At 57.3% G+C, this 21,214-nt stretch carries 17 protein-coding genes; 12 read left to right on the forward strand and 5 right to left on the reverse strand.

Annotated features, from left to right (window positions below):
- Nucleotides 1-43: 43 nt before the first annotated feature.
- The gene (locus tag C7476_RS05090) at nt 44-2,341 is read right to left on the reverse strand and encodes an NADP-dependent malic enzyme (protein ID WP_114428809.1); all 2,298 of its coding nucleotides are present in this window, start codon (nt 2,339-2,341) and stop codon (nt 44-46) included.
- A gap of 222 nt (nt 2,342-2,563) precedes the next feature.
- On the opposite strand from C7476_RS05090, the gene C7476_RS05095 reads away from it, so the two are divergent.
- Both C7476_RS05095 and C7476_RS05100 read left to right on the forward strand, forming a co-directional pair.
- On the forward strand, nt 2,564-3,385 hold the full coding sequence (locus C7476_RS05095) for a UDP-2,3-diacylglucosamine diphosphatase (protein ID WP_114428810.1): 822 nt from the start codon (nt 2,564-2,566) through the stop codon (nt 3,383-3,385).
- Nucleotides 3,375-4,451 (forward strand): glycosyltransferase family 4 protein, encoded by a 1,077-nt coding sequence (locus C7476_RS05100; protein WP_114428811.1) that lies wholly within the window; start codon nt 3,375-3,377, stop codon nt 4,449-4,451. Before C7476_RS05095 ends, C7476_RS05100 begins: the two co-directional genes overlap by 11 nt.
- Nucleotides 4,452-4,470: 19 nt before the next feature.
- On the opposite strand, the gene C7476_RS05105 is transcribed toward C7476_RS05100, so the two are convergent.
- Nucleotides 4,471-5,265: an RDD family protein gene (locus C7476_RS05105; RefSeq protein ID WP_114428812.1), complete on the reverse strand. Its 795-nt coding sequence runs from the start codon at nt 5,263-5,265 to the stop codon at nt 4,471-4,473.
- A 183-nt stretch (nt 5,266-5,448) separates the two neighbouring features.
- On the opposite strand from C7476_RS05105, the gene C7476_RS05110 reads away from it, so the two are divergent.
- Complete coding sequence (locus tag C7476_RS05110) at nt 5,449-6,651, forward strand: MFS transporter (protein ID WP_114428813.1); 1,203 nt, start codon at nt 5,449-5,451, stop codon at nt 6,649-6,651.
- Here C7476_RS05110 and dgcA read toward each other — a convergent pair.
- Nucleotides 6,648-7,631 (reverse strand): N-acetyl-D-Glu racemase DgcA, encoded by a 984-nt coding sequence (gene dgcA / locus C7476_RS05115; protein WP_114428814.1) that lies wholly within the window; start codon nt 7,629-7,631, stop codon nt 6,648-6,650. The genes C7476_RS05110 and dgcA overlap by 4 nt on opposite strands.
- A 57-nt stretch (nt 7,632-7,688) precedes the next feature.
- Between dgcA and C7476_RS05120 the strand changes: the two genes are divergently transcribed.
- The 4 genes from C7476_RS05120 to C7476_RS05135 are packed head-to-tail and all read left to right on the forward strand — an operon-like array spanning nt 7,689 to nt 11,390.
- Nucleotides 7,689-8,864 (forward strand): ABC transporter permease, encoded by a 1,176-nt coding sequence (locus C7476_RS05120; protein ID WP_114428815.1) that lies wholly within the window; start codon nt 7,689-7,691, stop codon nt 8,862-8,864.
- Nucleotides 8,865-8,871: 7 nt separating this feature from the next.
- Complete coding sequence (locus C7476_RS05125) at nt 8,872-9,741, forward strand: ABC transporter ATP-binding protein (protein ID WP_114428816.1); 870 nt, start codon at nt 8,872-8,874, stop codon at nt 9,739-9,741.
- Between the two features lie 3 nt (nt 9,742-9,744).
- On the forward strand, nt 9,745-10,737 hold the full coding sequence (locus tag C7476_RS05130; protein WP_114428817.1) for an MlaD family protein: 993 nt from the start codon (nt 9,745-9,747) through the stop codon (nt 10,735-10,737).
- Between the two features lie 20 nt (nt 10,738-10,757).
- Nucleotides 10,758-11,390: an ABC-type transport auxiliary lipoprotein family protein gene (locus C7476_RS05135; protein ID WP_114429035.1), complete on the forward strand. Its 633-nt coding sequence runs from the start codon at nt 10,758-10,760 to the stop codon at nt 11,388-11,390.
- A 289-nt stretch (nt 11,391-11,679) separates the two neighbouring features.
- On the opposite strand, the gene C7476_RS05140 is transcribed toward C7476_RS05135, so the two are convergent.
- Nucleotides 11,680-16,653: an apolipoprotein A-IV repeat region-like domain-containing protein gene (locus C7476_RS05140; protein ID WP_114428818.1), complete on the reverse strand. Its 4,974-nt coding sequence runs from the start codon at nt 16,651-16,653 to the stop codon at nt 11,680-11,682.
- 304 nt (nt 16,654-16,957) lie between these two features.
- On the opposite strand from C7476_RS05140, the gene C7476_RS05145 reads away from it, so the two are divergent.
- The 3 genes from C7476_RS05145 to C7476_RS05155 all read left to right on the forward strand — a co-directional run bounded on the left by C7476_RS05145 (nt 16,958) and on the right by C7476_RS05155 (nt 19,114).
- A complete protein-coding gene (locus C7476_RS05145; RefSeq protein WP_114428819.1) occupies nt 16,958-17,326 on the forward strand; it encodes an Hpt domain-containing protein in 369 nt (122 codons plus the stop codon).
- Nucleotides 17,327-17,475: 149 nt separating this feature from the next.
- Nucleotides 17,476-17,796: a 2Fe-2S iron-sulfur cluster-binding protein gene (locus C7476_RS05150; protein WP_114428820.1), complete on the forward strand. Its 321-nt coding sequence runs from the start codon at nt 17,476-17,478 to the stop codon at nt 17,794-17,796.
- 292 nt (nt 17,797-18,088) lie between these two features.
- A complete protein-coding gene (locus C7476_RS05155; RefSeq protein ID WP_114428821.1) occupies nt 18,089-19,114 on the forward strand; it encodes an NAD(P)/FAD-dependent oxidoreductase in 1,026 nt (341 codons plus the stop codon).
- Nucleotides 19,115-19,120: 6 nt separating this feature from the next.
- Here the strand turns inward: C7476_RS05155 and C7476_RS05160 are convergent, their stop codons facing one another.
- Nucleotides 19,121-19,738 (reverse strand): DUF922 domain-containing Zn-dependent protease, encoded by a 618-nt coding sequence (locus C7476_RS05160; protein WP_114428822.1) that lies wholly within the window; start codon nt 19,736-19,738, stop codon nt 19,121-19,123.
- A 127-nt stretch (nt 19,739-19,865) separates the two neighbouring features.
- Between C7476_RS05160 and folP the strand changes: the two genes are divergently transcribed.
- Together folP and folK are read left to right on the forward strand one after the other, a co-directional pair.
- Nucleotides 19,866-20,705 carry a dihydropteroate synthase gene (folP, locus tag C7476_RS05165; protein WP_114428823.1) on the forward strand — a complete coding sequence of 280 codons (840 nt, stop codon included), beginning with the start codon at nt 19,866-19,868 and terminating at the stop codon, nt 20,703-20,705.
- Nucleotides 20,702-21,214 carry a 2-amino-4-hydroxy-6-hydroxymethyldihydropteridine diphosphokinase gene (gene folK / locus C7476_RS05170; RefSeq protein ID WP_114428824.1) on the forward strand — a complete coding sequence of 171 codons (513 nt, stop codon included), beginning with the start codon at nt 20,702-20,704 and terminating at the stop codon, nt 21,212-21,214. The genes folP and folK overlap by 4 nt, the downstream gene beginning before the upstream one ends.

Consider the following 21,214-nt stretch of genomic DNA (forward strand, 5'->3'; position numbering starts at 1 on the left):
CGAACCAGCCACGGCCATGCGGCAGCAATAAGACACCCGCCTGTTAATCAACGCGTTGTGATGCTTCCACCACCGCCAGTGCCGTCATGTTGACGATACCGCGCGATGTCACAGACGGCGTCAGGATATGTGCGGGCTTGGATGCACCGAGCAGGATAGGGCCGACATGCAAGGCATCGGTGACGGATTTGACGACATTGAGGGTGATATTCGCCGCGTCGAGATTAGGGAAGACCAGCAGATTGGCTTCGTCGCTCAGCCGCGAATGCGGAAGTACGCGCTCGCGCAGGATCGCCGAAAGGGCAGAATCGCCATGCATTTCGCCATCCTGCTCCAGATCAGGCGCCTTGACGCGCAGAATTTCCGATGCTGTTCGCATCTTTGCCGCACTTTCAGAGTCGCGTGAGCCGAAATTGGAATGCGAGAGCAAGGCTGCCTTGGGCTCGATGCCGAAGCGGCGGATTTCGTTAGCGGCAAGAACCGTTTTTTCAGCGATTTCCTCGGCAGTCGGATCGATACTGACATAGGTGTCGGTCAGGAACAGCACACCGCGTTGCGATATCAGCAGGCTCAGCGCGGAGAAATTGCGTATGCCTTCCAGTTTTCCGATAATCTGGTCGACATTACGCAGGTGCCGCTCGAAACGTCCCTCAAGACCACAGATCATTGCGTCGGCTTCGCCGCGAACGATAGCAAGTGCCGCGATGACGGTGCCACTGGCGCGAACCATGGTGCGAGCGACTTCCGGTGTTGTGCCCCGCCGTCCTGTGAGATTGAGCAGCAGATCCACGTAATCGCGATAACGCGGATCGTCCTCGGGATTGATGACATCGAAATCGGTGCCGATCTTGATCTTCAGCCCATAGCGCTGCAGACGCGTCTCTATGACCTGCGGGCGTCCAATCAGGGTCGGGATGGCAATGCCTTCTTCCAGCACAACCTGGGCTGCGCGCAAGACCCGTTCATCCTCGCCATCTGCGTAGATGACGCGCTTTTTCTCCGCCGTTTTTGCCGCGGTGAAGATCGGCTTCATGATCAGGCCGGAGCGGAAGACGAAGCGGTTCAACCGGTCGAGATAAGCATCGAAATCCTCGATCGGACGTTCGGCAACGCCGGTGTCCATCGCGGCTTTGGCGACCGCCGGTGCGATCCGCAGAATGAGGCGCTGATCAAACGGGGAGGGGATGAGGTAATTCGGTCCGAAGGTCGGTGTCTCGCCGGAATAGGCGCGGGCGGCAACGTCCGATGGCTCTTCGCGAGCCAGCGCAGCAATAGCCTGTACTGCCGCCATCTTCATTTCCTCGTTGATCGCCCGCGCACCGCAATCGAGTGCGCCGCGGAAGATGAAGGGGAAGCAGAGGACGTTGTTGACCTGGTTGGGAAAGTCCGAACGGCCGGTGCAAATCATCGCATCGGCACGCGCCGCGCGCGCCTCATCCGGCATGATCTCCGGGTTGGGATTGGCCAAGGCCATGATCAGCGGGTTCGGTGCCATCTGCTTCAACAGTTCGGGCTTGAGCACACCGGCGGCCGAAAGGCCGAGAAAGACGTCAGCTCCGCCGATGACATCCGCGAGAACCCGCGCATCGGTTTTCTGCACGTAGACCGATTTCCAGCGGTCCATGAGTGTGTTGCGGCCCTCATAGACGACGCCATCGATGTCGCAGACCCAGATGTTCTTGCGATCAACGCCGAGCTTCACCAGGAGATTCAGGCAAGCGATTGCCGCCGCGCCGGCCCCGGAAGCAACGATCTTGATCTTGGAGAGCTCTTTTCCGGCAAGTTCCATGCCGTTGAGAATAGCCGCCGCCACGATGATGGCAGTTCCGTGCTGGTCGTCATGGAACACCGGAATGTTCATTTTGGCGCGAAGTTGTTCCTCAACTTCAAAACATTCCGGCGACTTGATGTCTTCGAGATTGATGCCGCCGAAAGTCGGCTCCAGCGCCGCTACAACGTCGACGATCTTGCTGATCTCCTGTGCATCGATTTCGATGTCGAAAACATCGATATTGGCGAATTTCTTGAAGAGGACAGCCTTGCCTTCCATCACGGGCTTGGACGCGAGCGGGCCGATATTGCCGAGGCCGAGGACAGCGGTGCCGTTGGAGATGACTGCGACGAGATTGGCGCGGCTGGTATAGTCGGCGGCCGTTGCAGGATTCTCGTGAATCGCGAGGCACGGCGCAGCGACACCGGGAGAATAGGCAAGGGCAAGATCCCGCTGATTTCCAAGCGGCTTCGTCGCCTGGATTTCCAGCTTACCCGGCTGAGGAAAGCGATGATAGAACAGCGCGCTTTCTTCTAGATCAGAGTTGCTGGGCGTTTGGTCGTTGGCCATTGACGATGTCCTCCGGGATTTGGCTCGCGCGTTTATACACTGGCGATTCAAGTTTTCCAGCACGCTAAAATCTCATCCAGAGGCATAACGGAACGCGATTTCGTTACAAGTGCCTATCTTGCAGAACACGCATTTTTCCGTGCCGTCATAAGACTGTTGCATGAATCAGGTTTGTGTCAGCGCAAATGGACGCGCCTTTGCGTCAGCTGAACGGAGATCAGCATGGTCGAGATCGAGGCCCGTAAATTCCGCACGCTTTTCCTGTCCGATGTGCATCTCGGCTCGAAAGGTGCGAAGGCCAGTTTTCTGCTGGATTTTCTGAAATACCACGATGCCGATACGATATTTCTGGTCGGTGATATCGTTGATGGCTGGCGCCTGCGCCGCAACTGGCATTGGCCGCAAGAGCATAATGACATCGTGCAGAAGCTCCTGCGCAAGAGCCGGAAGGGCGCACGTATTCTTTATATCGCTGGAAATCATGACGAGTTCTTGCGCGATTTCCAGGGAACGCACTTCGGCGGGATCGAAGTCATGGACCGGATCATGCATGAAACCGCGGACGGCCGGAAATTCCTCGTCATCCATGGCGACCAGTTCGATGTGGTCGTGCGCAACGCTCGTCACATCGCCTATCTCGGCGATTGGGCCTATGACGCTGCGCTTGCGATCAACACGATCATGAACAAGGTACGGCGCATGCTTGGCCTGCGTTACTGGTCGTTTTCGGCTTGGGCAAAGTTCCGCGTCAAGAAGGCAGTGAACTTCATTGGTTCGTTCCAGACGGTGGTTTCGGACGAGGCACGCCGTATTGGTGCGGACGGCGTGATCTGCGGCCATATCCACCACGCAACGATCGAGCAGATCGACGGCATCGAATACATCAATACCGGCGATTGGGTGGAAAGCTGCACGGCCATCGTCGAGCACTTCGATGGTCGAATGGAACTTCTGTCATGGACGCATCTGATCGGCGAACAGGCCGGCTTCGCACCTGTCGTCCGGCTGGATGACAAGCGCCCAAAGGCGGCGAATGCAGCCTGAGGGTCAAGCGAAGCGCCTGGTCATCGTCTCGGACGCTTGGCACCCGCAAGTCAATGGCGTGGTTCGTACGCTGACCAAGCTGCGCGAGCAAATGGAAGCGCGCGGCTTTGAAGTAACGATCATCTCGCCTGCCGATTATCGTTCTGCGCCTTGCCCGACCTATCCGGAAATCCGCTTAGCGTTGACGCATCCCCTTGCCATCAGAGCGCGCATCGAAGCGCTGCAGCCGGCTTATGTGCATATCGCGACCGAAGGTCCACTCGGCATCATGGCACGGCGCGCTTGCCTGAAGAATAATTGGCGATTTACCACCAGCTTCCATACGCGTTTTCCCGAATACCTGCGCGAGCGGCTGCCTGTGCCTCTGTCATGGTCCTATAGTTTCCTGCGGCGTTTCCATAATGCAGCCGAACATTGCCTGGTCCCGACACAATCGATCCATGACGAACTGGCCGAACGCGGCTTTGCGACGCTGAAAGTGTGGACGCGCGGCGTTGACCGAGAGCTCTTCCGGCCGCAACCCGACGTCGATCTCAAGCTGCCCCGACCTGTCTTTCTCTGCGTCGGCCGTGTCGCGCCTGAAAAGAACCTTGAATCCTTCCTGTCTCTCGATCTGCCGGGCACCAAACTTATCGTCGGCGACGGTCCGGATCTGCATGAACTGAGGCGGAAATATCCCAATACGGTGTTTGCCGGGAAGAAAGAAGGGGAAACCCTTGCTCGTTACTATGCGGGATCGGACGTCTTCGTCTTTCCGAGCCGCACGGATACGTTCGGTCTTGTCCTGCTCGAGGCCATAGCCTGCGGCCTCCCTGTTGCAGGTTATCCCGTACCGGGCCCCAAGGATGTCGTCGGCGCGTCAGGTGCTGGCGTTCTTTCGGATAATCTGCAGAAGGCCGCGTTGGGTGCGCTGGAAATGGGCCGGGTCGATCCGGACGTCAGACTCAAAGGCTTCAGCTGGGAAGCCTGCGCCGACATATTCGAGAGCGTGCTGACGACGATTGGCAGTGCGAAAGTACTGAAATCGCGCAAGGTAAAATCCGACCGGGTGATTCCGGCACCTTAGTGTCGCTCTTGGCTGGCATCTAGGTCCGCACTACAGCTGTTCCAGCCAATCTATCGTAGATTGGGTCCTGTTTATTGGCGACCGATATGACGATCCACAGAAGCCAGACCGCTTCAATCAAGCCTCCAAAGATCATCAGTGAGAACAAGCTACGGTTAGTGAGAGAGGTCAAGTCAGCGCCGGCGAGATATTTGAAGAACATCACTGACGCAATTATTATCATAGGTATCATACCGATTAGCATCGCCAACTGCCGGAGAAATGCCTTTCGCAATGGAATGCCTGTTGAGGCCTGGGCGTCGATATCGATCGTTCGAATGTTGAGCGCCCGTTTTCCCAGAGTGCGACCAAGACGACTATCCATGAAAATCAGATAAGCAAATAAAAGAAGTATCGCAATCCAGTCTGTTGTGAAAGCTCGGTTCGGACGTCCATCGGCGCCAAGAGTATAGTCCTGGTAGATACTAGTCGTCACCGAACCGTCTTGATTGACCTCCGCTACTCGCAACGAGTGCGACGTGTCAAAACCCAATAATGATGTCTGGCATTCAACTATCGAGTTAAATCCTGGAGGCGGTGCGGGTTCGAGTCCCGTGGGCAATTCGCCGATAGAGACGCAGGAGGTTGAGTTTATGCCGAAGGAACCCTGCACAGCGCCGTTGGTTTGGGCAAAAAGGACTATGAGAAGGATTTGCAATGGTAGAGAAACAACAATTATATCAATGAAAAGCGCTAGTACGCGCCGCCAAAAACCAGCACGCTGCACAGTTTCCCAAAAGCCCACTTGTGCCGCAGCACTATCGCTGTTCACCATTGCGAATCCCCCATTTGATAATCCCCGTTGCGACTCATATGGGCTTTGCTGAAGAACGCAATCGGGTAACAACAACAAAAAACCTTTGCGTTTCTAGGCGCTTGGCGAATTTCGTGATAGTTGCGAATCTCAGGCAATGCAGGGTTGCGATTCCACCTGAACCGATCTTCCGAAAGTCTCTCCATGACAACCGCTGCAGCGGATCCCAGCCAAGATATGCCGTTTCGCTTCGAGCTGCGGGTTGCGCTGGCATATTTCGCGATTTTCACATCGAGCGGCATGCATCTGCCATACTTTCCCTTGTGGCTCGAATATCGCGCGCTGACACCGACGCAAATCTCCATCGTATTGTCCATGCCGTTGTTCGTCCGCGTCGTTGCCGCGCCGCTGGTATCGATGCTCGCCGACCGTTCGAATGACCGCGCTCATATACTGACCATGGCGACAATCCTGGCGGTCATCGTTGCGGCCTTCTATTTCGTCCCGTTCGGCTTCATCGGAATTTTGATCGTATCCCTGATGCTTGCCCCGCCATGGACGTCGCAGTTGCCGCTGGCCGACACAATCGCGCTGTCCGGCGTCCGCCGGTATGGCGCCGATTTCGCGAAGATGCGCGTGTGGGGCTCGATATCGTTTCTGCTCACGTCTTTCGTTGGCGGTGTGTTCATTCAGCAGGTGGGTGAGCACATCATCCCGTGGGCTCTTTTAGCCACGCTGATAGCAGCCTGTGGCATGAGCTTCATCGTGCCGCGCATCGGCAAGCCACGGCGCCTCTCACCTCTGTCAGATGTGGATATTGCCGATGCGCGAAGGGCGCTGCGCAGGCCGACTTTCGTCACCTTTCTCATTGCCACCGGTATCACGCAGGCGAGCCACGCCTATGGCTACAGCTTTTCCGCGATCTACTGGAAATCAATCGGCATCGAGGAGACCATGATCGGCGCCCTTTGGTCGATTTCCGTCGTTGCCGAAGTCATCATGTTTACGTTTTTCCGTCGCCTGTTCGGCCGCCTGCATCCGGCTAAAGTCCTGATCATCGGCTCGGCCGTTGCGATGTTCCGTTGGGCGGTTTTTCCGCTCATTGCACCCGCCGGTTTTGGTGTTGCCGGGTTTCTCGCCGTCCAGAGCCTGCACGCGTTTTCATTCGCATTGTCGTTCCTCGGCATGCAGAAAATGATAGCCCTCACCATACCCGAGGAACGCGGCGGCACCGCACAGGGGCTTTCAACGTTTTTCATCGGTACATCGCTCGCCATTGCCACCATGGCGTCGGGCCCGCTCTATAGCGCCACCGGAATCAATGGATTTTACGTGATGGTAGTTCTCGCTGCGTGCGGATTGGGCCTCGCGATCGTTTCCCTAAAGCTGGAGCAACGAGAGCTCTAGCCCCACAGTTCAGGTTTGGGCGGCGAGACGCGGCTACCTTGGAAATTCAAACCGGGTTTGCGGTCTTCGCGCAGGATCAACGGTCCATCGAGATCGACGAAATCTGCATCCTGCGCCAGCAATACTGCAGGTGCCATGGCCAAGGAGGTCCCGACCATGCATCCGACCATGATACCAAACCCAAGCTCCCGGGCGCGCTTCCGCATCCGCAGCGCTTCAGTGAGGCCTCCCGTTTTGTCGAGCTTGATATTGATGCTGTCGTAGCGGCCGAGGAGCGTGTGCAGATCGTCTGTGCCATGGGCACTCTCATCAGCACAGATGGGCACCGGATGCGGAATTTTGGTGAGGATGGCATCTTTGCCGGCTGGCAGAGGTTGTTCGATCAGCACAACGCCGGCCTTCGCTGCAGCCAACATGTTTTCAACAATGTTTTCATCGCTCCAGCCTTCATTGGCATCAAGTATGATGCGGCTTGAGGGCGCAGCGTTGGCGACCGCTCGAATGCGCTCGTCATCGTTCTCCCCGCCAACCTTGACCTTGATCAACGGGCGGTCCGCGAAGTCCCGAGCCGCGGCAGCCATGGTCTGGACGTCGCCGAACGAAACGGTCACCGCTGTCGTCAAATCGTGCAAAGGTGACAAGCCAAGAATATCAGCCACAGTTTTGCCACTGCGTTTTGCCTCCAGATCCCACAATGCGCAATCGACCGCATTGCGAGCCGCACCAGCACCAATCAACACCGGCAAACCATCTCGTGTAGCGCCATTTGCCAAGGCCTCACGCAGTCCTTCGACCTCGGCACAAACGGAGTCCAGGCTTTCGCCATAGCGCGCATAGGGCACGCACTCGCCACGTCCGGTGAACGTTCCGTCAGACAGCGTACACAGCACAATGGCCGCTTCGGTTTTCGAGCCGCGAGAGATCGTAAATGTCCCGGCAATGGGCCAGCGCTCCACCGATATTTCTACGCTCACAACCATATTTCACGCCTTAATTGTTCAAGTGACAGGAAGCACGAGACTCGATATGTGTGTGTGATGTTGACCGATAGAGCAAACAATTCAAGTGCTTCTACCGCAGCGCCGCCTCACGTTGAATTCAGCAAGGATGGCGACCGCGCGACGATCACGCTATCGGGTGCATGGACCACACGCAATGTTCGCCGTGTCGATGACCGTATGCGCGAAATTGCCCACGACAATAGTTTTTCCAGTGCAATAATCGAGGTTTCCGGCATTGAACTGCTGGATACGGCGGGAACCTGGCTGATAGAACGCCTGCGAACCACACTTGAGAAAGCTGGCAAGCAGGTCACCGTCGAAGGACAATCCGAAAGCTGGGGCGCCTTGTTTGAAGCAGTAGGAGACGCTGCGTCCGCTCCAGAGGAGCCGGTTCATATCGAACGGTCATCCCTGTTGATTCGCTTTTTGGAAACCATCGGCAGAACTGTGTACGCCTTTGGCGACGACTTCGCCAAGGCCATGCATATCCTCGGCGCGACCGTGCGCGGAGCGCAGATGAAGGGCAGTGGACGCAGCGGCATCAGGCCGGCCGCGATCGTGCATCAGCTCGACAGCATGGGCATCGGCGCCGTACCGGTTGTGGTGCTGATGTCGACGATCATTGGTGCGATCATCGCCCAGCAGGGCGCATTTCAGCTTCGCTATTTCGGCGCAGAGATATTCGTCGTCGATCTTGTCGGTATTCTGGTCCTGCGCGAGATCGGTGTGCTTCTGACCGCGATCATGATTGCCGGCCGTTCGGGAAGCGCCATCACGGCTGAAATCGGCTCGATGAAAATGCGTGAAGAGACCGATGCGCTCACCGTCATTGGCCTCAACCCGGTCGGCGTTCTGGTGTTTCCGCGCCTGGTTGCACTGGTGATTGCCCTGCCATTGTTGACGATCATCGCGGACTTCGCGGCGTTGGGCGGTGCAATCGGAATCACCTGGGCCTACTCCGGTATCACGCCTGATGCGTTTATTCAGCGATTGCGCGACGCAATCGATACGTCCAGCTATCTGGCCGGTCTGATCAAAGCGCCGTTCATGGCGATGATCATCGGCATCATGGCGTCGGTGGAAGGCATGAAAGTCGGCGGCAGCGCTGAGTCTCTCGGTCAGCGGGTGACGGCGTCCGTGGTGAAGTCCATTTTCGTCGTTATCGTGGTCGATGGTATCTTCGCAGTCTTCTACGCATCGATCAATTTTTGAGCCAGAAATGACCCCGGCAACAAACAGACAACCCGACACTGACGCGCAAGAAGTGATCCTTTCAGTGAAGGATGTCAGTGTTTCATTCGGCAGGGCGAAGATTCTGGATAATCTTTCACTTGACGTCTATCGCGGCGAAATTCTGGGTTTCGTCGGGGCGTCAGGCACGGGCAAATCGGTGCTGATGCGAGCGATCCTCGGGCTCAATCAGAAACAGAGCGGACAGATCAAGATCTTCGGCCATGATATAGATCGGGCCTCGGAACAGGAGAAACTGGGCGTCGACATGCGCATGGGCGTGTTGTTCCAGCAGGGCGCGCTGTTTTCGGCCCTGACCGTGCTCGAAAATATCCAGGTGCCGATGCGGGAATACCTCGATATACCGCAAAGGCTGATGGATGAGCTCGCACGGCTGAAAATTGAGCTGGTCGGCCTCAAGGCGGATACGGCGGAAAAGTTTCCATCGGAGCTCTCGGGCGGGATGATCAAGCGTGCCGCACTGGCGCGCGCCCTATCGCTTGATCCGGAAATCGTCTTTCTCGACGAGCCTACTTCAGGCCTTGACCCGATCGGTGCGGCGGAATTCGATGAACTCATCGCCAATTTGCGCGATACGATGGGTTTGACAGTTTATATGGTGACCCACGACCTCGATAGCTTGTTCGCCGTTTGCGACCGAATCGCGGTATTGGGGAAAAAGAAGGTTCTCGTTGAGGGAACGATTGAAGATATGCTGGCGTTCGACGATCCGTGGGTTCAGGAATATTTCCGCGGAAAGCGTGCACGCCAGATAGTCTCCAATGGCGACAACAGACGGCGGACGGCCAATGGACAGACCAAAGGACAGCCAAAGGTAGAGCAGGATCAGACGAAGTAATCTATGGAAACGAAAGCCAACTACGTCCTGGTCGGTGTCTTCACGCTCGTAGTGTGTATCCTCGCCTTTGGATTCGTCTATTGGATCGCCCGTTATGGTGACCGTAGCGAAACCGCGACGCTTGAAATCCGTATTCTCGGCTCCGTGACCGGGCTTGCTGAAGGCAGCCAGGTGCTGTTCAACGGTATCAAGGTTGGCACCGTTCGGCGCCTCTCAATCGATGCCAACAATCCTGATGCGGTCATCGCCCAGACGGAAGTCAACGCGACGACACCGATCACCCGTTCCACGCAGGCGACATTGGGTTTTGCCGGCTTGACCGGACAGGCCTTTATCGAGCTCAAGGGTGGCAAGCTCAACGAGCCCAACCTCCTCGAAGAAGCTGCCAAAGACGATCAGATCGCACGCATGGATGCCGATCCTTCGGTAGTGAACAACCTTTTGCAGAAGGCGCAGACAATTCTTGAGCGTGTGGATGGGGCTGTGGGTTCTATCGAAAGCTTCATCACCGAAGTGAAGGGGCCGTTGGTCGATACGGTCAACAACACCAAGAAGTTTACCGATGCGCTGGCTAACAATTCCGATGTTATCGATAAATTCAGCCAGAGTGCCGAAGATGTTCAGGCTGTGGTGAAAGAAGCGCGACAAATGATGACCCGGCTCAACAGTGCATCGACGCGGGTCGATGGCGTTCTCGCCAAGCTCGACAAGCAGCTGTCGGATCAGGATGGCAGCGTCGTCAGGGAGGCGCAGGATACGCTCAAATCCTATCGCGCGGTTGCCGACAATCTGAACGCCCGGCTCGGACCGATCACCGATAACATCAACCGATTCTCCGGGCAGGGTCTGCGCGACGTACAGGCGCTCGTAAATGAAAGCCGTCAGTCAGTTCAGCGCATTGAACGGGCGATCACCGACCTTGAAAAGAACCCGCAGCGCGTAATTTTTGGGGGTGGCGGCAGCGTTCCGGAATATGACGGACGCACACGCCGTTGACTTTGGGCGATTCGCATCGCATGAAAGTCAACGGGGTGTGTTCGCATGACTCGGACAGAGGGGCGCTGGTGAAAACAAGAACGACTATTGCCGCTCTGCTGCTAGCTTTGTCCGTTTCAGCCTGCGCGAGTTCCAAGAAGCTTGATACTTTCGATCTTTCCAGCGCTTCGCCAGACGTGTCTACGCCGAAGAAGCAGGGCCGTCAGATTCTGATCGCGGCGCCCTCTGCGCTCAAAGCGCTCGATGGCGAAAATATTGTCGTTCGATCGGGCCCGAATTCGATTTCCTTCTTGAAGGGTGCGCAATGGGCTGACCGTCTGCCGAATATCGTACAATCACGGCTGGTCCAGGCCTTTGAGAGCACTGGCCGTCTTGGCGGTGTGGGGCGTCCAGGCGAAGGCCTCGCCATCGACTATCAGGTGATCAGCGATATCCGCACCTTCAATATCAATGTATCCAGCGGCCGGATCGCGATCGTCGAAATCGCCATCAAGATATTGAACGACAAGAACGGGACTGTGCGTTCGTCGCGCGTCTTCCGTGCGACATCGCCGGTCGGCGGCGAGGGCAATGAATCCTATATTGCCGCGCTGGACAGAGCCTTTGATAGCGCCGCGAGCGATATTGTCACGTGGACACTGTCGGTCATCTGAGCGGACAACGCACCCACGTCTCCATCATCCTCGGGCTTGACCCGAGGACCCACGGCCAAGAAGCCCGCACATTGGACCTTCCAGACGCATTCCAGGTAGGTGCGGATTCATAACGAGGAATTGCATTCCATTTGCTCGACTGGGATCCAGTCGAGCAAATGGACCCGTGATGCTCCTCAGGTCCTCGGGTCAAGCCCGGGGATGACGGAGTGGTGGCACCAAACAAGAGGTCTAATTTACCAATAAAAAACGCGGCCGAAGCCGCGTTTTTTGTTGTTCATTCCGCCGCTTACTTCAGACGGTTGCTCGCGTGCGCCAGCATCGTATAGACCTTGCCGGTGTCGGACGTCAGGTAGTTCTGCGCCATGACATTGTCGCGGTCGTTGCGCGAAACATCTTCGAGCAGGCGTTCGAAGTCATCCATGTAACGATCGACGGCGCGTTTGAATTCGCTGTCGCCCTGATATTTGCGCTTGATCTCGTCAAATGTCTGCTGACCCTTGAGCGTGTAGAGACGGCGGGTGAACACGTTGCGTTCGCCAGCGCGATAACGCTGCCAGAGTTCGACCGAAGCCTCATGGTCGATCGCGCGGGTGATGTCGATCGACAGGGAGTTCAGCGATTCAACGACCTGGCCAGGCGAGCGTCCGCCAGTCTCTGGTGCCTTTGCCTTTGGCTCGGCTTGCGTTTCGTCACTCGATGCGCGGCGCAAGAGATCCGAAACCCAGCCATTGCCGGCAGGGCGCGCAGCCGGAGCTGCGTTGCCGCGGACATCGAGGCTGCCACGTATTGCGGGTGCTTGCGCCGGTGTAGAAGCCGGCGCGGCTGCCCGCGGGGTAGGTGCCGGTTCGGTGCGCTGCGGTTGCGCTGCGACCGCCGATGTACGGGTCGGTGTTGCGGCACGTACCGCACGGGCCTCACCAACATCGGTCAAACGGCCGGATTTCTGAACGATTTCCGCAAGTTCCTTCAAAGCGTTGATCTGCTCGGATACCGCCTTGCGCATCTGCGCAGTCGACTGCTTGGCTTCTTCCGGCATGTCCATGACGCCGCGCTGCAGCTCGGAACGGGTTTCCTCAAGCTCCGCACGGATTGCCGCAGAAGAGCGGCGGATTTCGTCCGTGGCATTGGCGAACTTCTGCGATGCCTGCTCGACGACTTCCGAGATCGAGGTCCGGATCTGTTCGGTCGTCTGTGTCGCCCGTCCTTCGGCACGGTCGAATGCCGACGAAACCAGCGATTCGAACGAACGCATGGTCTTTTCGACACTCTCCGACTTCGCGATCAAGCCGGCAGCGAGCTTCTGCAGGGCTTCCTGACGCTCGTCGAAGGTCGATGCGAGGTTCGATTGCGACGCGTTGATGAGTTCGGAAGCCTTGTCGAGCATGCTGCCATGTTCTTCGAAGCTTTTCGCGATGGCGGAAATATCCGTCAGCGTCGAGTTCGAAAGTTGCGAGAGCTTTCCGAGATTACCGTCGATGAGGCGTGTCGATGTCTGGAACGACTCAGCGGCTTTCGTTGCGTTTTCGGCAAAAGTCGTCGTCGTGTCGAGCAGACGCCCGTCGATATCGCCGAGGTTCTTGGTCGCCATATCGATCAGCTCGCCGAGCTTCGCATTGGAAGCCGAGAGGCGGTCGATCAGATTGCTGACATCGTCGGTGAGGCCGGCCTTTGCCGCCTGAACGGCAGTAATGGTCTCGGCCGTGCGGCTGGCGATAGCATTGATCAGGGCGGCGTTCTCGACGCGCAGGCGTTCCGTTGCTGCCGTTGTTGCCTCTACCAGCTGCGAGGCCAGTGTACGGCCGTTGTCGGCAAGGCTGTCCACCAGCGGCTGCGCCGTGTTGTCGAGGATACCGATAATTTCCTGCGAGCGAGCAGCGAGAACCTCGTTGAGCTCGCGCGTGCTTTCCGCAAGCTTCGATGCAGTCGAATCCGTTGCGGCGGAGAAGCGCGCTTCGAGTGCTTCCAGATTGGCGGCTGCTTCACGAGCCCGCTCACCGAGACGTTTTTCGGTTTCCGCCAGGCTTTCATTCATGCGCAGGCTGAATGCCTCGCCATGGCCGTCAAGTGCTTCGCCGGCCTTCTGTGCCTCGCCGGTAAGCGAAGAGGCGGCTTCGGAGATCTTGTCACGCAGGCTGCGTGCGACAACGGTTGCACTCTGTTCAAGCGACTTGCGTACATTGTCGACGCCCATCTCCAGAGCTTTTTGCATGGTCGTCGTGCGCTCGTCGATGGTTCCACCATGGTTGTCAAATGCCTTGGCCAATACTTCCGCGCTGTCCTGCAGGATAGCTTGAAGGGCTACGGTACGGTCGCTGATGGCGCTCGCTTGATTGTCCAATGTCTTGCCGATGGCGGCGTTGCCTTGTTCCATGGCGGTGCGGATGCCAGCGATGCGGTCATCGAGCAGTCCGGCATGTTCGTTCAACGTGTCGCCGATACGGCTATCGCTGTCCGCAAGCGCTACACGGATTGCGGCAGCCCGTTCTTCAAGGGCGCCGATATGCGACGCCAGTGTATCACCGAACTGGTTGTTGCCATTGTCGAGCGCGGCGCGAATACTTGCGGCACGTTCCTCGATGTCATTGGCATGCCTGCTAAGTGTGTTGGCAATCTGACTATTGCTGTTATCCAGCACAGAGCGGATACCCGACGTGCGCTCTTCGATATCGTTTGCGTGCTGGGCAAGCGTCTCGCCGATACGTGCATGGGTATTTTCGAGCGCCGACTGGATGCCGGCGGTGCGTTCGTCGAGCGAGCTCGCATGCGAGGCGAGGGTCTGGCCGATCCGCTGATCGCTGTTGCTCAGCGCCTGCTCGATTCCGGCGGTACGATCCTCGATAGCACTTGCATGGGACGCCAGCACATCGCTGATCCGTGCATCGCTGCTGGTGAGTGCCGATTCAATGCGGTTCGTTCTGTCATCGACCGAGTCGATGAAACCACCCAGCGTTTCATCGATGCGCGTGCCGCTTGCGAGCAATGTCGACTGGATTTCGGCGTTGCGGGAGTCGATAGCCTGGGTATGCGCCGCCAATGTCTCGGACAATTTGCCGTCGCTGCTCGACAGGGCCAGCTGGATTTCCTGGTTGCGCTCGTCGAGGCTCTTGGCATGGTGATCAAGAGTCTGCGCAATTTTGGCGTGCGTGTCGACAAATGCCGCGCGCATGCCGGATGTCCGGTCTTCGAAGATCTTGGCGTGAGCGTCCAGCGTCTGGCCGATCCGGGAATCATTGGCCTGAATAGCGGCTTCGATGGCTGAACTGCGCAGATCGATGGTGCGCGCATGCTCGTCCAGCGTTTCGCGGATCTTCGCATCGGTATCGGAGAATGCAGCGTGCATGCCCGATGTACGGTCTTCGATTGCCTTGGCGTGCTGCTCAAGCGTTGCGCCGATGCGTGCGTCATTGTCATCGAGCGCAGCGCGCAGACCCGAGGCCTGACTTTCGAGAGATGAGCCATGGCTCCCGATAATCTGGCCAATGGCTGCAGTGCTGCTTTCGAGAACGGTCTTGAGGTTCGACGTATGACCGCCGATCTGGCCGGCCTGTTCGCGAATGATGTCGGCCGCACGGTCGGTTTCAGCAGACAGCGTTGCGGCAAGTGCCTCGCGGCTTTCGACCAGTTTATCGGCAAAGGCCGCCGCATTGGTGGAGAGGAGGCTGCCGACCGAGTCGGACAGGCTCGACAGATCATTACCGATCTTTGCCTTGGTTTCGTCAACAATGCCGTCGATCGAAGCGCGGCCATCAGTGAACGTCTTGGCGATATCGCGGGTGCGCTCGATCAGCTGTTCGTTGATCTGGCGGGCGCGGGCTTCCAGTGCTGAATTGAGGCGTTCGGTGCTGGTATCCAGCGACTGCGCGCGGGTTTCGAATTCGGCAAGCAGCGAGCGGCCACGTTCGTTGATCGTGGTGTCGAGACCGGCGAGGCGTGTATCGAATTCGCCCACAAGCGTCTGCGTGGCATTGCCGAGCAGCGACAGCATGCTGTTGGTGCGGCCATCCAGCGTATCGGCAAGTTTCATCGTTACCGCATCGGTTTGTTCGGATAGGGCAGCAATGCGCATTTCCAGAAGGTTTGCAAAGGCTTCGCCGGAAGTGCTGATCTTGTGTGAAATGTCGTCGGAACGCGAAACGATCGATTCGGAAATCGTCTGTCCGCTCTGGGTCAGGCGGTCGATGAGCGTTTCACCGGACTGGCTGATCGACATGGTCAGGTTGGTCGAGGCATTGGCGAGATTGTCGCGCAATGAATCGCCGGCTTGTGACAGCTCATCCTTCAATTGCTCATGCGCACTCGAAATCGACGCGCGGACACGTTCGGCATGGCCGATCACCGATTCACGCTCGCCGCCGAGGCGATCGACGAGTGTGCGGATGCGATATTCATTGTCCGTATAGACACGTTCGAGCTGGTTGACTTCGGTCTGCACGAGCGTTTCGAGTTCAACGGCACGGGCGAGGGTACGTTCGACACCTTCACTCATGGCTGCGACTTCGCGGCGCACGGCCTGACCAAGCGAGGCTACGCGGTCCGACGACATCATTTCGGGTTCTGACAGGCGCATCGCCGCTTCAGCCATCGAGCGGGCCGCATATTGCATTTCCTGGGCGCGCCGGATCATGACTGCGAAGGCCCAGAACAGCATGATTGGAACGACAATGGCAACGAGCAGCGCAATTGCGTGCGGTGCCGCGGCAAAATCCGCGAAGGAGCGAATTGACCGGAGCTCGGCGCCGTAAAGCGCGTTGCCGAGAGCGAGCACGGCGGCCGCCCAGAGAACACTGACGATGACTGTTATCAGGCCGTAGGATTTCGGCGCAGGCACGGTGCTGGCTGTGCGCGACACGGTCGCCGTCTGCAACAGGTCGTCATTTGCCGGCTTGAAGGTCTGTGCGGGTATGGCTGGAGCTTTTGGTGGCGCTGGCGGTGCGGCGGGGATAGGGTTGGCAGCCTTGATCTGCGGCTTTGGTGCAGGCAAAGGAATCGGTGGCTCGGCGGAAACAGGCGCTTTGATTTCTGGCGCTTTCACGGGTTCCGGCGTCGCTGGCGGGTCAAGTTTTTCCGCTGCCAGTTCCTGGGCTGCCTGCGATATCTGCGCTTCCAGATCAGTGAAGGACAAGAGTTCATCATCGATAGGTGACAAATCCATATCCATCCCGAGCGTGGACTCATCGAAATCGATTTCGAGAGCCTTTTCAAGGGCTTGTCCGAGTTCGTCGTCAGCCTTCACTGCTTTGCTTTTCGGGGCTGTGGCCATGTTTTCCTCACAAATATTGGGCAGTGACCACATGTGAAGCCCCCGCACCATACTCTTTACGCCGCTACTGTATCGTACTGGCACATGGATTGGAAAGAAACAATGGATTCGGGAAATGCTTAAAAGTTTAAACACAAGGTTAATTTTTTGAGGTCGCAGGAAATTTCACTTGGAAGTCAAAATTTACCTTTTGTTCACCATAACCGGCCATTTCCCAGCAGCGCTTGCCACGTTTTAACCTTGAATCAGAGGCATTTGAGTAAACTTGTTAGTTCAATTGTAAAGCGTTCAGGGAGAGTACCCAATGGCACAACAAGCATCGATGGCCTTTGCATCGCCGGGAGGCGAAAAGTCGAAGCCATCACGCAAGCGGCCAATCGATCTCGTCCATTTGACACGCGAGACGTTCGGCAACCGGGCCCTCGAAACCGAAATTCTCAACCTGTTTTCCCGCCAGACATGCGGCATCGTCAATCGGCTGGCGCACGCCAACCCGGATGAACGGGTTCGTCTCGCCAAATCGCTGAAAGGTTCGGCCCGAGCGGTTGGAGCGTTCCGCGTCGCCGAGATGGCCGAAGCCATCGAGCAGGCCCCAAGCGATACGAAGAAAATTAACGACATGGGACCCGTCATCGATGATGTCCGCGATTATATAGCCGCGATCACGCGCTAGCATCAAAGTCGGTCGAAACGCTCAACGCTCGCCATTTCCGGTCGGCCCCGACGCCGCCAAACGATAGCGGCTGCGTCAGGGAGTACAATTGACTTGCCCGCCAAAATCCCTATGTGAGCGGTAACTTTCCTGCTTTGGGGCGAATTTTCATGGCAAAGATCACTTTTGTCACTCATGACGGCGCGCGTATTGAAACGAACGCGGAAAACGGCTCGACCGTGATGGAAAATGCCATCCGCAATGCCGTGCCGGGCATCGATGCGGAGTGCGGCGGCGCCTGCGCCTGCGCCACGTGCCATGTCTATGTGGATGAAGAGTGGACCTCCACGACCGGCGAGCCCGAAGCAATGGAAGAGGACATGCTGGATTTCGCCTATGATGTACGTCCGAACTCGCGTCTGTCCTGCCAGATCCGTGTTTCCGACGAACTGGACGGTCTCGTCGTACAAGTTCCGGAACGTCAGGCCTAAATTTTGTTAGCATTGCTGCTGTGCGTGGCTCGACAAGCTCACCATGAGGGGAGTTGGTGGCTGCAATGACAATCACCAACGCTGCAGAACTAGGCTCCGCTGCAACCCACGACTTCCCTCATGGTGAGCTTGTCGAACCACGCACAGCAGCGATGCTAACCGCAATGGCCCGTATCCATTCTCTTGACCTTTTTCCATGCAATCGTTACGCGCTTGGCAGCCCGCGCGTCCCGGACGCGCCAGCCATACCCCTTTTTCTATCTGCAGGGCATGCAGGCATGAGGAATTTTCGATGAGCGAGATTATCAAAACCGATGTTGTGATCATTGGCGCCGGGCCTGTCGGTCTGTTCGCGGTGTTCGAGCTTGGCCTTTACGATCTCAAATGCCATCTCATCGATATCCTGGATCGTCCGGGCGGCCAATGCGCCGAGCTTTATCCGGAAAAGCCGATCTACGACATACCGGCTTGGCCGATCATTAGCGGCCACGATCTCACTGAAAAGCTGATGGAGCAGATCAAGCCTTTCGCACCACAGTTTCATTTTAACCGCATGGTCACCAAGCTTGAACGCCAGGCCGATGGCTCATTCCACGTCGAAACCGACGAGGCGGAGGTGTTCGAAGCCAAGGTCGTGGTCATCGCCGCTGGCGGCGGCTCTTTCCAGCCGAAGCGCCCACCGGTACCGGGCATCGAAGCCTATGAGGGCAAGAGTGTTTTCTATTCCGTGCGCCGCATGGAAGAATTTCGCGATCAGGACATCTTGATTGTCGGTGGCGGCGATAGCGCGCTGGATTGGGCGCTAAATCTGCAGCCGATCGCGCGCAGTCTCACAGTCGTACATCGCCGCGCCGAATTTCGTGCGGCTCCCGATAGTGTCAAGAAGATGTTCGAACTGGTCGAGAGCGGCAGCGTGCGTTTCGAGCTTGGTCAGGTTTCCGGACTCAAGGGCGAGGATGGCCAGCTTACCCACGCAACGATCAAAGGCACCGAGGGCGAGACCGATATTCCGGTCACGCGTCTGCTGCCATTCTTCGGCCTGACCATGAAGCTCGGACCGATTGCCGATTGGGGGCTTAACCTGCACGAAAATCTCATCCCGGTCAGTGTCGAAACATTCGAGACGTCGGAGCCCGGTATTTTCGCCATCGGCGACATCAATACCTATCCCGGCAAGCTCAAGCTCATCCTGTCAGGCTTCCATGAAGCGGCGCTGATGACGCAGGCGGCCAAGCACATCGTCAGTCCGGGCGAGCGTATTGTATTCCAGTACACAACCTCATCGACCAGCCTGCAAAAGAAGCTGGGCGTTAACTGACGTCGATCAAGGGCTTTTTGCGAATTCGCGCTGGAGCCGGAAAACAAGAAGCCGTTCAAAGCGGCTGTCAAAGTTGACAGCTTCGACGCGATCGAACTGGATTTGCGCAAGATCGTGCTGGCGCATCAATTTTGTGGTCAGCGCATCGATGTCAGCCTTCATGGCGGTGCAATCGCTGCGCCATGGCAGCGCCTTGATCGCTCTCTCCATATCGCCTGCAGCTGTGCGCGCGATGACGATGTGACTCTCCTCGTGCCGTTTTATGTCCGCCGACAGCGTATCCCAGATCAGGGCAAGATCCGGTTTCGCTGTGCGGCGCTGGATCCAGCGCGGCAGGAAAACCTGGGCATGAACGACGACGTTGGCGTCAACAACACGGCAGGTCTTGCCGTTGGAACCGTATTTGATCCTGTTGGTGAAGCGCATCTTGGTCATGCCGGGATGACGCTGCCCCGTCTTTAGCAAAATAGGGCCGCGGCGGTACAATTCGCGATCGAGATCGGCTGCCGTACGGCCGTTCAGCGCGAAATATTCATACTTGCGCAGGATGGTCGCCGCGTTGGCGGGGAGTATGGTCATCGACAACGCCATACCGAGAAAGGCAGCTCGAGCAAAAATATGCATCTGTATTTCCCTTTTTGGCCAACTCTGCCCGATCCTGAGACTATCGTCAAAAACATTGCGGATGAATTGACGTTGCATGGGTTCTGTTCAAAAACAATGATATGTGAAGCATGATGGGAGCGCGCCGATGCAAAGAGAATGGAAACTGGCACATGGCCGGTCTCTGACGTTGGGGGACCGCGCATTGATCATGGGTGTGCTTAACGTCACTCCGGACTCCTTTTCCGACGGCGGTGTGCATTATTCTCTGGATCAGGCTCTGGAGGGCGCACGGCAGATGATCGCCGAAGGCGCGTCGATCATAGATGTAGGCGGCGAATCGACCCGGCCCGGCGCCACACGTGTCGAACCGGTCGTCGAGCAGTCGCGCATTTTGCCCGTGATCGAAGCGCTGGTAAAAGAAACCGATATCATCATCTCTGTAGATACATATCGCGAAGAAACCGCCCGCCTTGCCGTTGCTGCCGGTGCTCATATTGTCAACGATGTCTGGGGTGTGCAGCGCGAGCCTGCCATTGCCGATCTCGCGGTGGAAACCGGAGCAGGGCTTGTCATCATGCATACTGGCCGTGAGCGGGAACGCGACCCCGATGTCATCCTCGACCAGTTTGCCTTTCTCAACCGTTCGCTGGAAATTGCCAAGGTGGCCGGTGTTTCACTCGAGCAGATCGTACTTGATCCAGGTTTCGGCTTTGCCAAGGACACGGCGGAAAACATTGCGCTGATGGATCGCTTTGTGGAACTCGAGGCGTTCGGTTATCCATTTCTTGTCGGTACCTCGCGCAAGCGTTTCCTGCGTGCCACCTCCGGCGGTGAGCAACAGGAATGGGATATCGCCACGGCCGCATCGTCAGCGATATTGCGCATTGCCGGTGCAGATATTTTCCGGGTGCACAATGTCGCGATGAGCCAAAGCGCGCTGGCGCTGGCGGACGCGGTATTGCTGTCACGCAGATCGAGGCAATGACCGCCTTGAAGCACAAGGCGTGGCTAGGGCTTGGCGGCAATATCGGCGATCCGGTGACTTCGATGGCCAAGGCATTGCGGGCGCTGAACGGGCGCAGTGAAACGCGCGTTCTCGGCGTGTCTCCGGTCTACAAGACCCCGCCATGGGGCAAGACCGATCAGGCATGGTTTCACAATGCCTGCGCCGAAGTCGAGACTTCGCTCGATCCGGAAGCGCTACTCGCCGCTTGCCTCGATGTGGAAATGCGCTTGAAACGCCAGCGGCTCGAACGCTGGGGACCAAGGATTATCGATATCGATGTGCTGGCTTATGAAGGTCTGGAGGAATTCGAAAGTCCGACGCTCATCCTGCCGCACCCGCGTATGACCGAGCGCGCCTTCGTGATGGTGCCACTTGCCGATATCGCACCGGATTTGGTGATCAGCGGCAAGACCGTCGCGCAATGGGCTGCACTTTGCGACAGAACCGGCGTCGAAACTGCGCGCGATGATTTGGACTGGTGGAAATGA

The organism is Phyllobacterium bourgognense (assembly GCF_003337575.1).
Classification (GTDB): Bacteria; Pseudomonadota; Alphaproteobacteria; order Rhizobiales; family Rhizobiaceae; genus Phyllobacterium; species Phyllobacterium bourgognense.

Coding starts and splice junctions, on each gene's coding strand:
- C7476_RS05090 (WP_114428809.1), bottom strand. CDS start 2,341: ATGGCCAACGACCAAACGCCCAGCAACTCTGATCTAGAAGAAAGCGCG.
- C7476_RS05095 (WP_114428810.1), top strand. CDS start 2,564: ATGGTCGAGATCGAGGCCCGTAAATTCCGCACGCTTTTCCTGTCCGAT.
- C7476_RS05100 (WP_114428811.1), top strand. CDS start 3,375: ATGCAGCCTGAGGGTCAAGCGAAGCGCCTGGTCATCGTCTCGGACGCT.
- C7476_RS05105 (WP_114428812.1), bottom strand. CDS start 5,265: ATGGTGAACAGCGATAGTGCTGCGGCACAAGTGGGCTTTTGGGAAACT.
- C7476_RS05110 (WP_114428813.1), top strand. CDS start 5,449: ATGACAACCGCTGCAGCGGATCCCAGCCAAGATATGCCGTTTCGCTTC.
- dgcA (WP_114428814.1), bottom strand. CDS start 7,631: ATGGTTGTGAGCGTAGAAATATCGGTGGAGCGCTGGCCCATTGCCGGG.
- C7476_RS05120 (WP_114428815.1), top strand. CDS start 7,689: ATGTTGACCGATAGAGCAAACAATTCAAGTGCTTCTACCGCAGCGCCG.
- C7476_RS05125 (WP_114428816.1), top strand. CDS start 8,872: ATGACCCCGGCAACAAACAGACAACCCGACACTGACGCGCAAGAAGTG.
- C7476_RS05130 (WP_114428817.1), top strand. CDS start 9,745: ATGGAAACGAAAGCCAACTACGTCCTGGTCGGTGTCTTCACGCTCGTA.
- C7476_RS05135 (WP_114429035.1), top strand. CDS start 10,758: ATGAAAGTCAACGGGGTGTGTTCGCATGACTCGGACAGAGGGGCGCTG.
- C7476_RS05140 (WP_114428818.1), bottom strand. CDS start 16,653: ATGGCCACAGCCCCGAAAAGCAAAGCAGTGAAGGCTGACGACGAACTC.
- C7476_RS05145 (WP_114428819.1), top strand. CDS start 16,958: ATGGCACAACAAGCATCGATGGCCTTTGCATCGCCGGGAGGCGAAAAG.
- C7476_RS05150 (WP_114428820.1), top strand. CDS start 17,476: ATGGCAAAGATCACTTTTGTCACTCATGACGGCGCGCGTATTGAAACG.
- C7476_RS05155 (WP_114428821.1), top strand. CDS start 18,089: ATGAGCGAGATTATCAAAACCGATGTTGTGATCATTGGCGCCGGGCCT.
- C7476_RS05160 (WP_114428822.1), bottom strand. CDS start 19,738: ATGCATATTTTTGCTCGAGCTGCCTTTCTCGGTATGGCGTTGTCGATG.
- folP (WP_114428823.1), top strand. CDS start 19,866: ATGCAAAGAGAATGGAAACTGGCACATGGCCGGTCTCTGACGTTGGGG.
- folK (WP_114428824.1), top strand. CDS start 20,702: ATGACCGCCTTGAAGCACAAGGCGTGGCTAGGGCTTGGCGGCAATATC.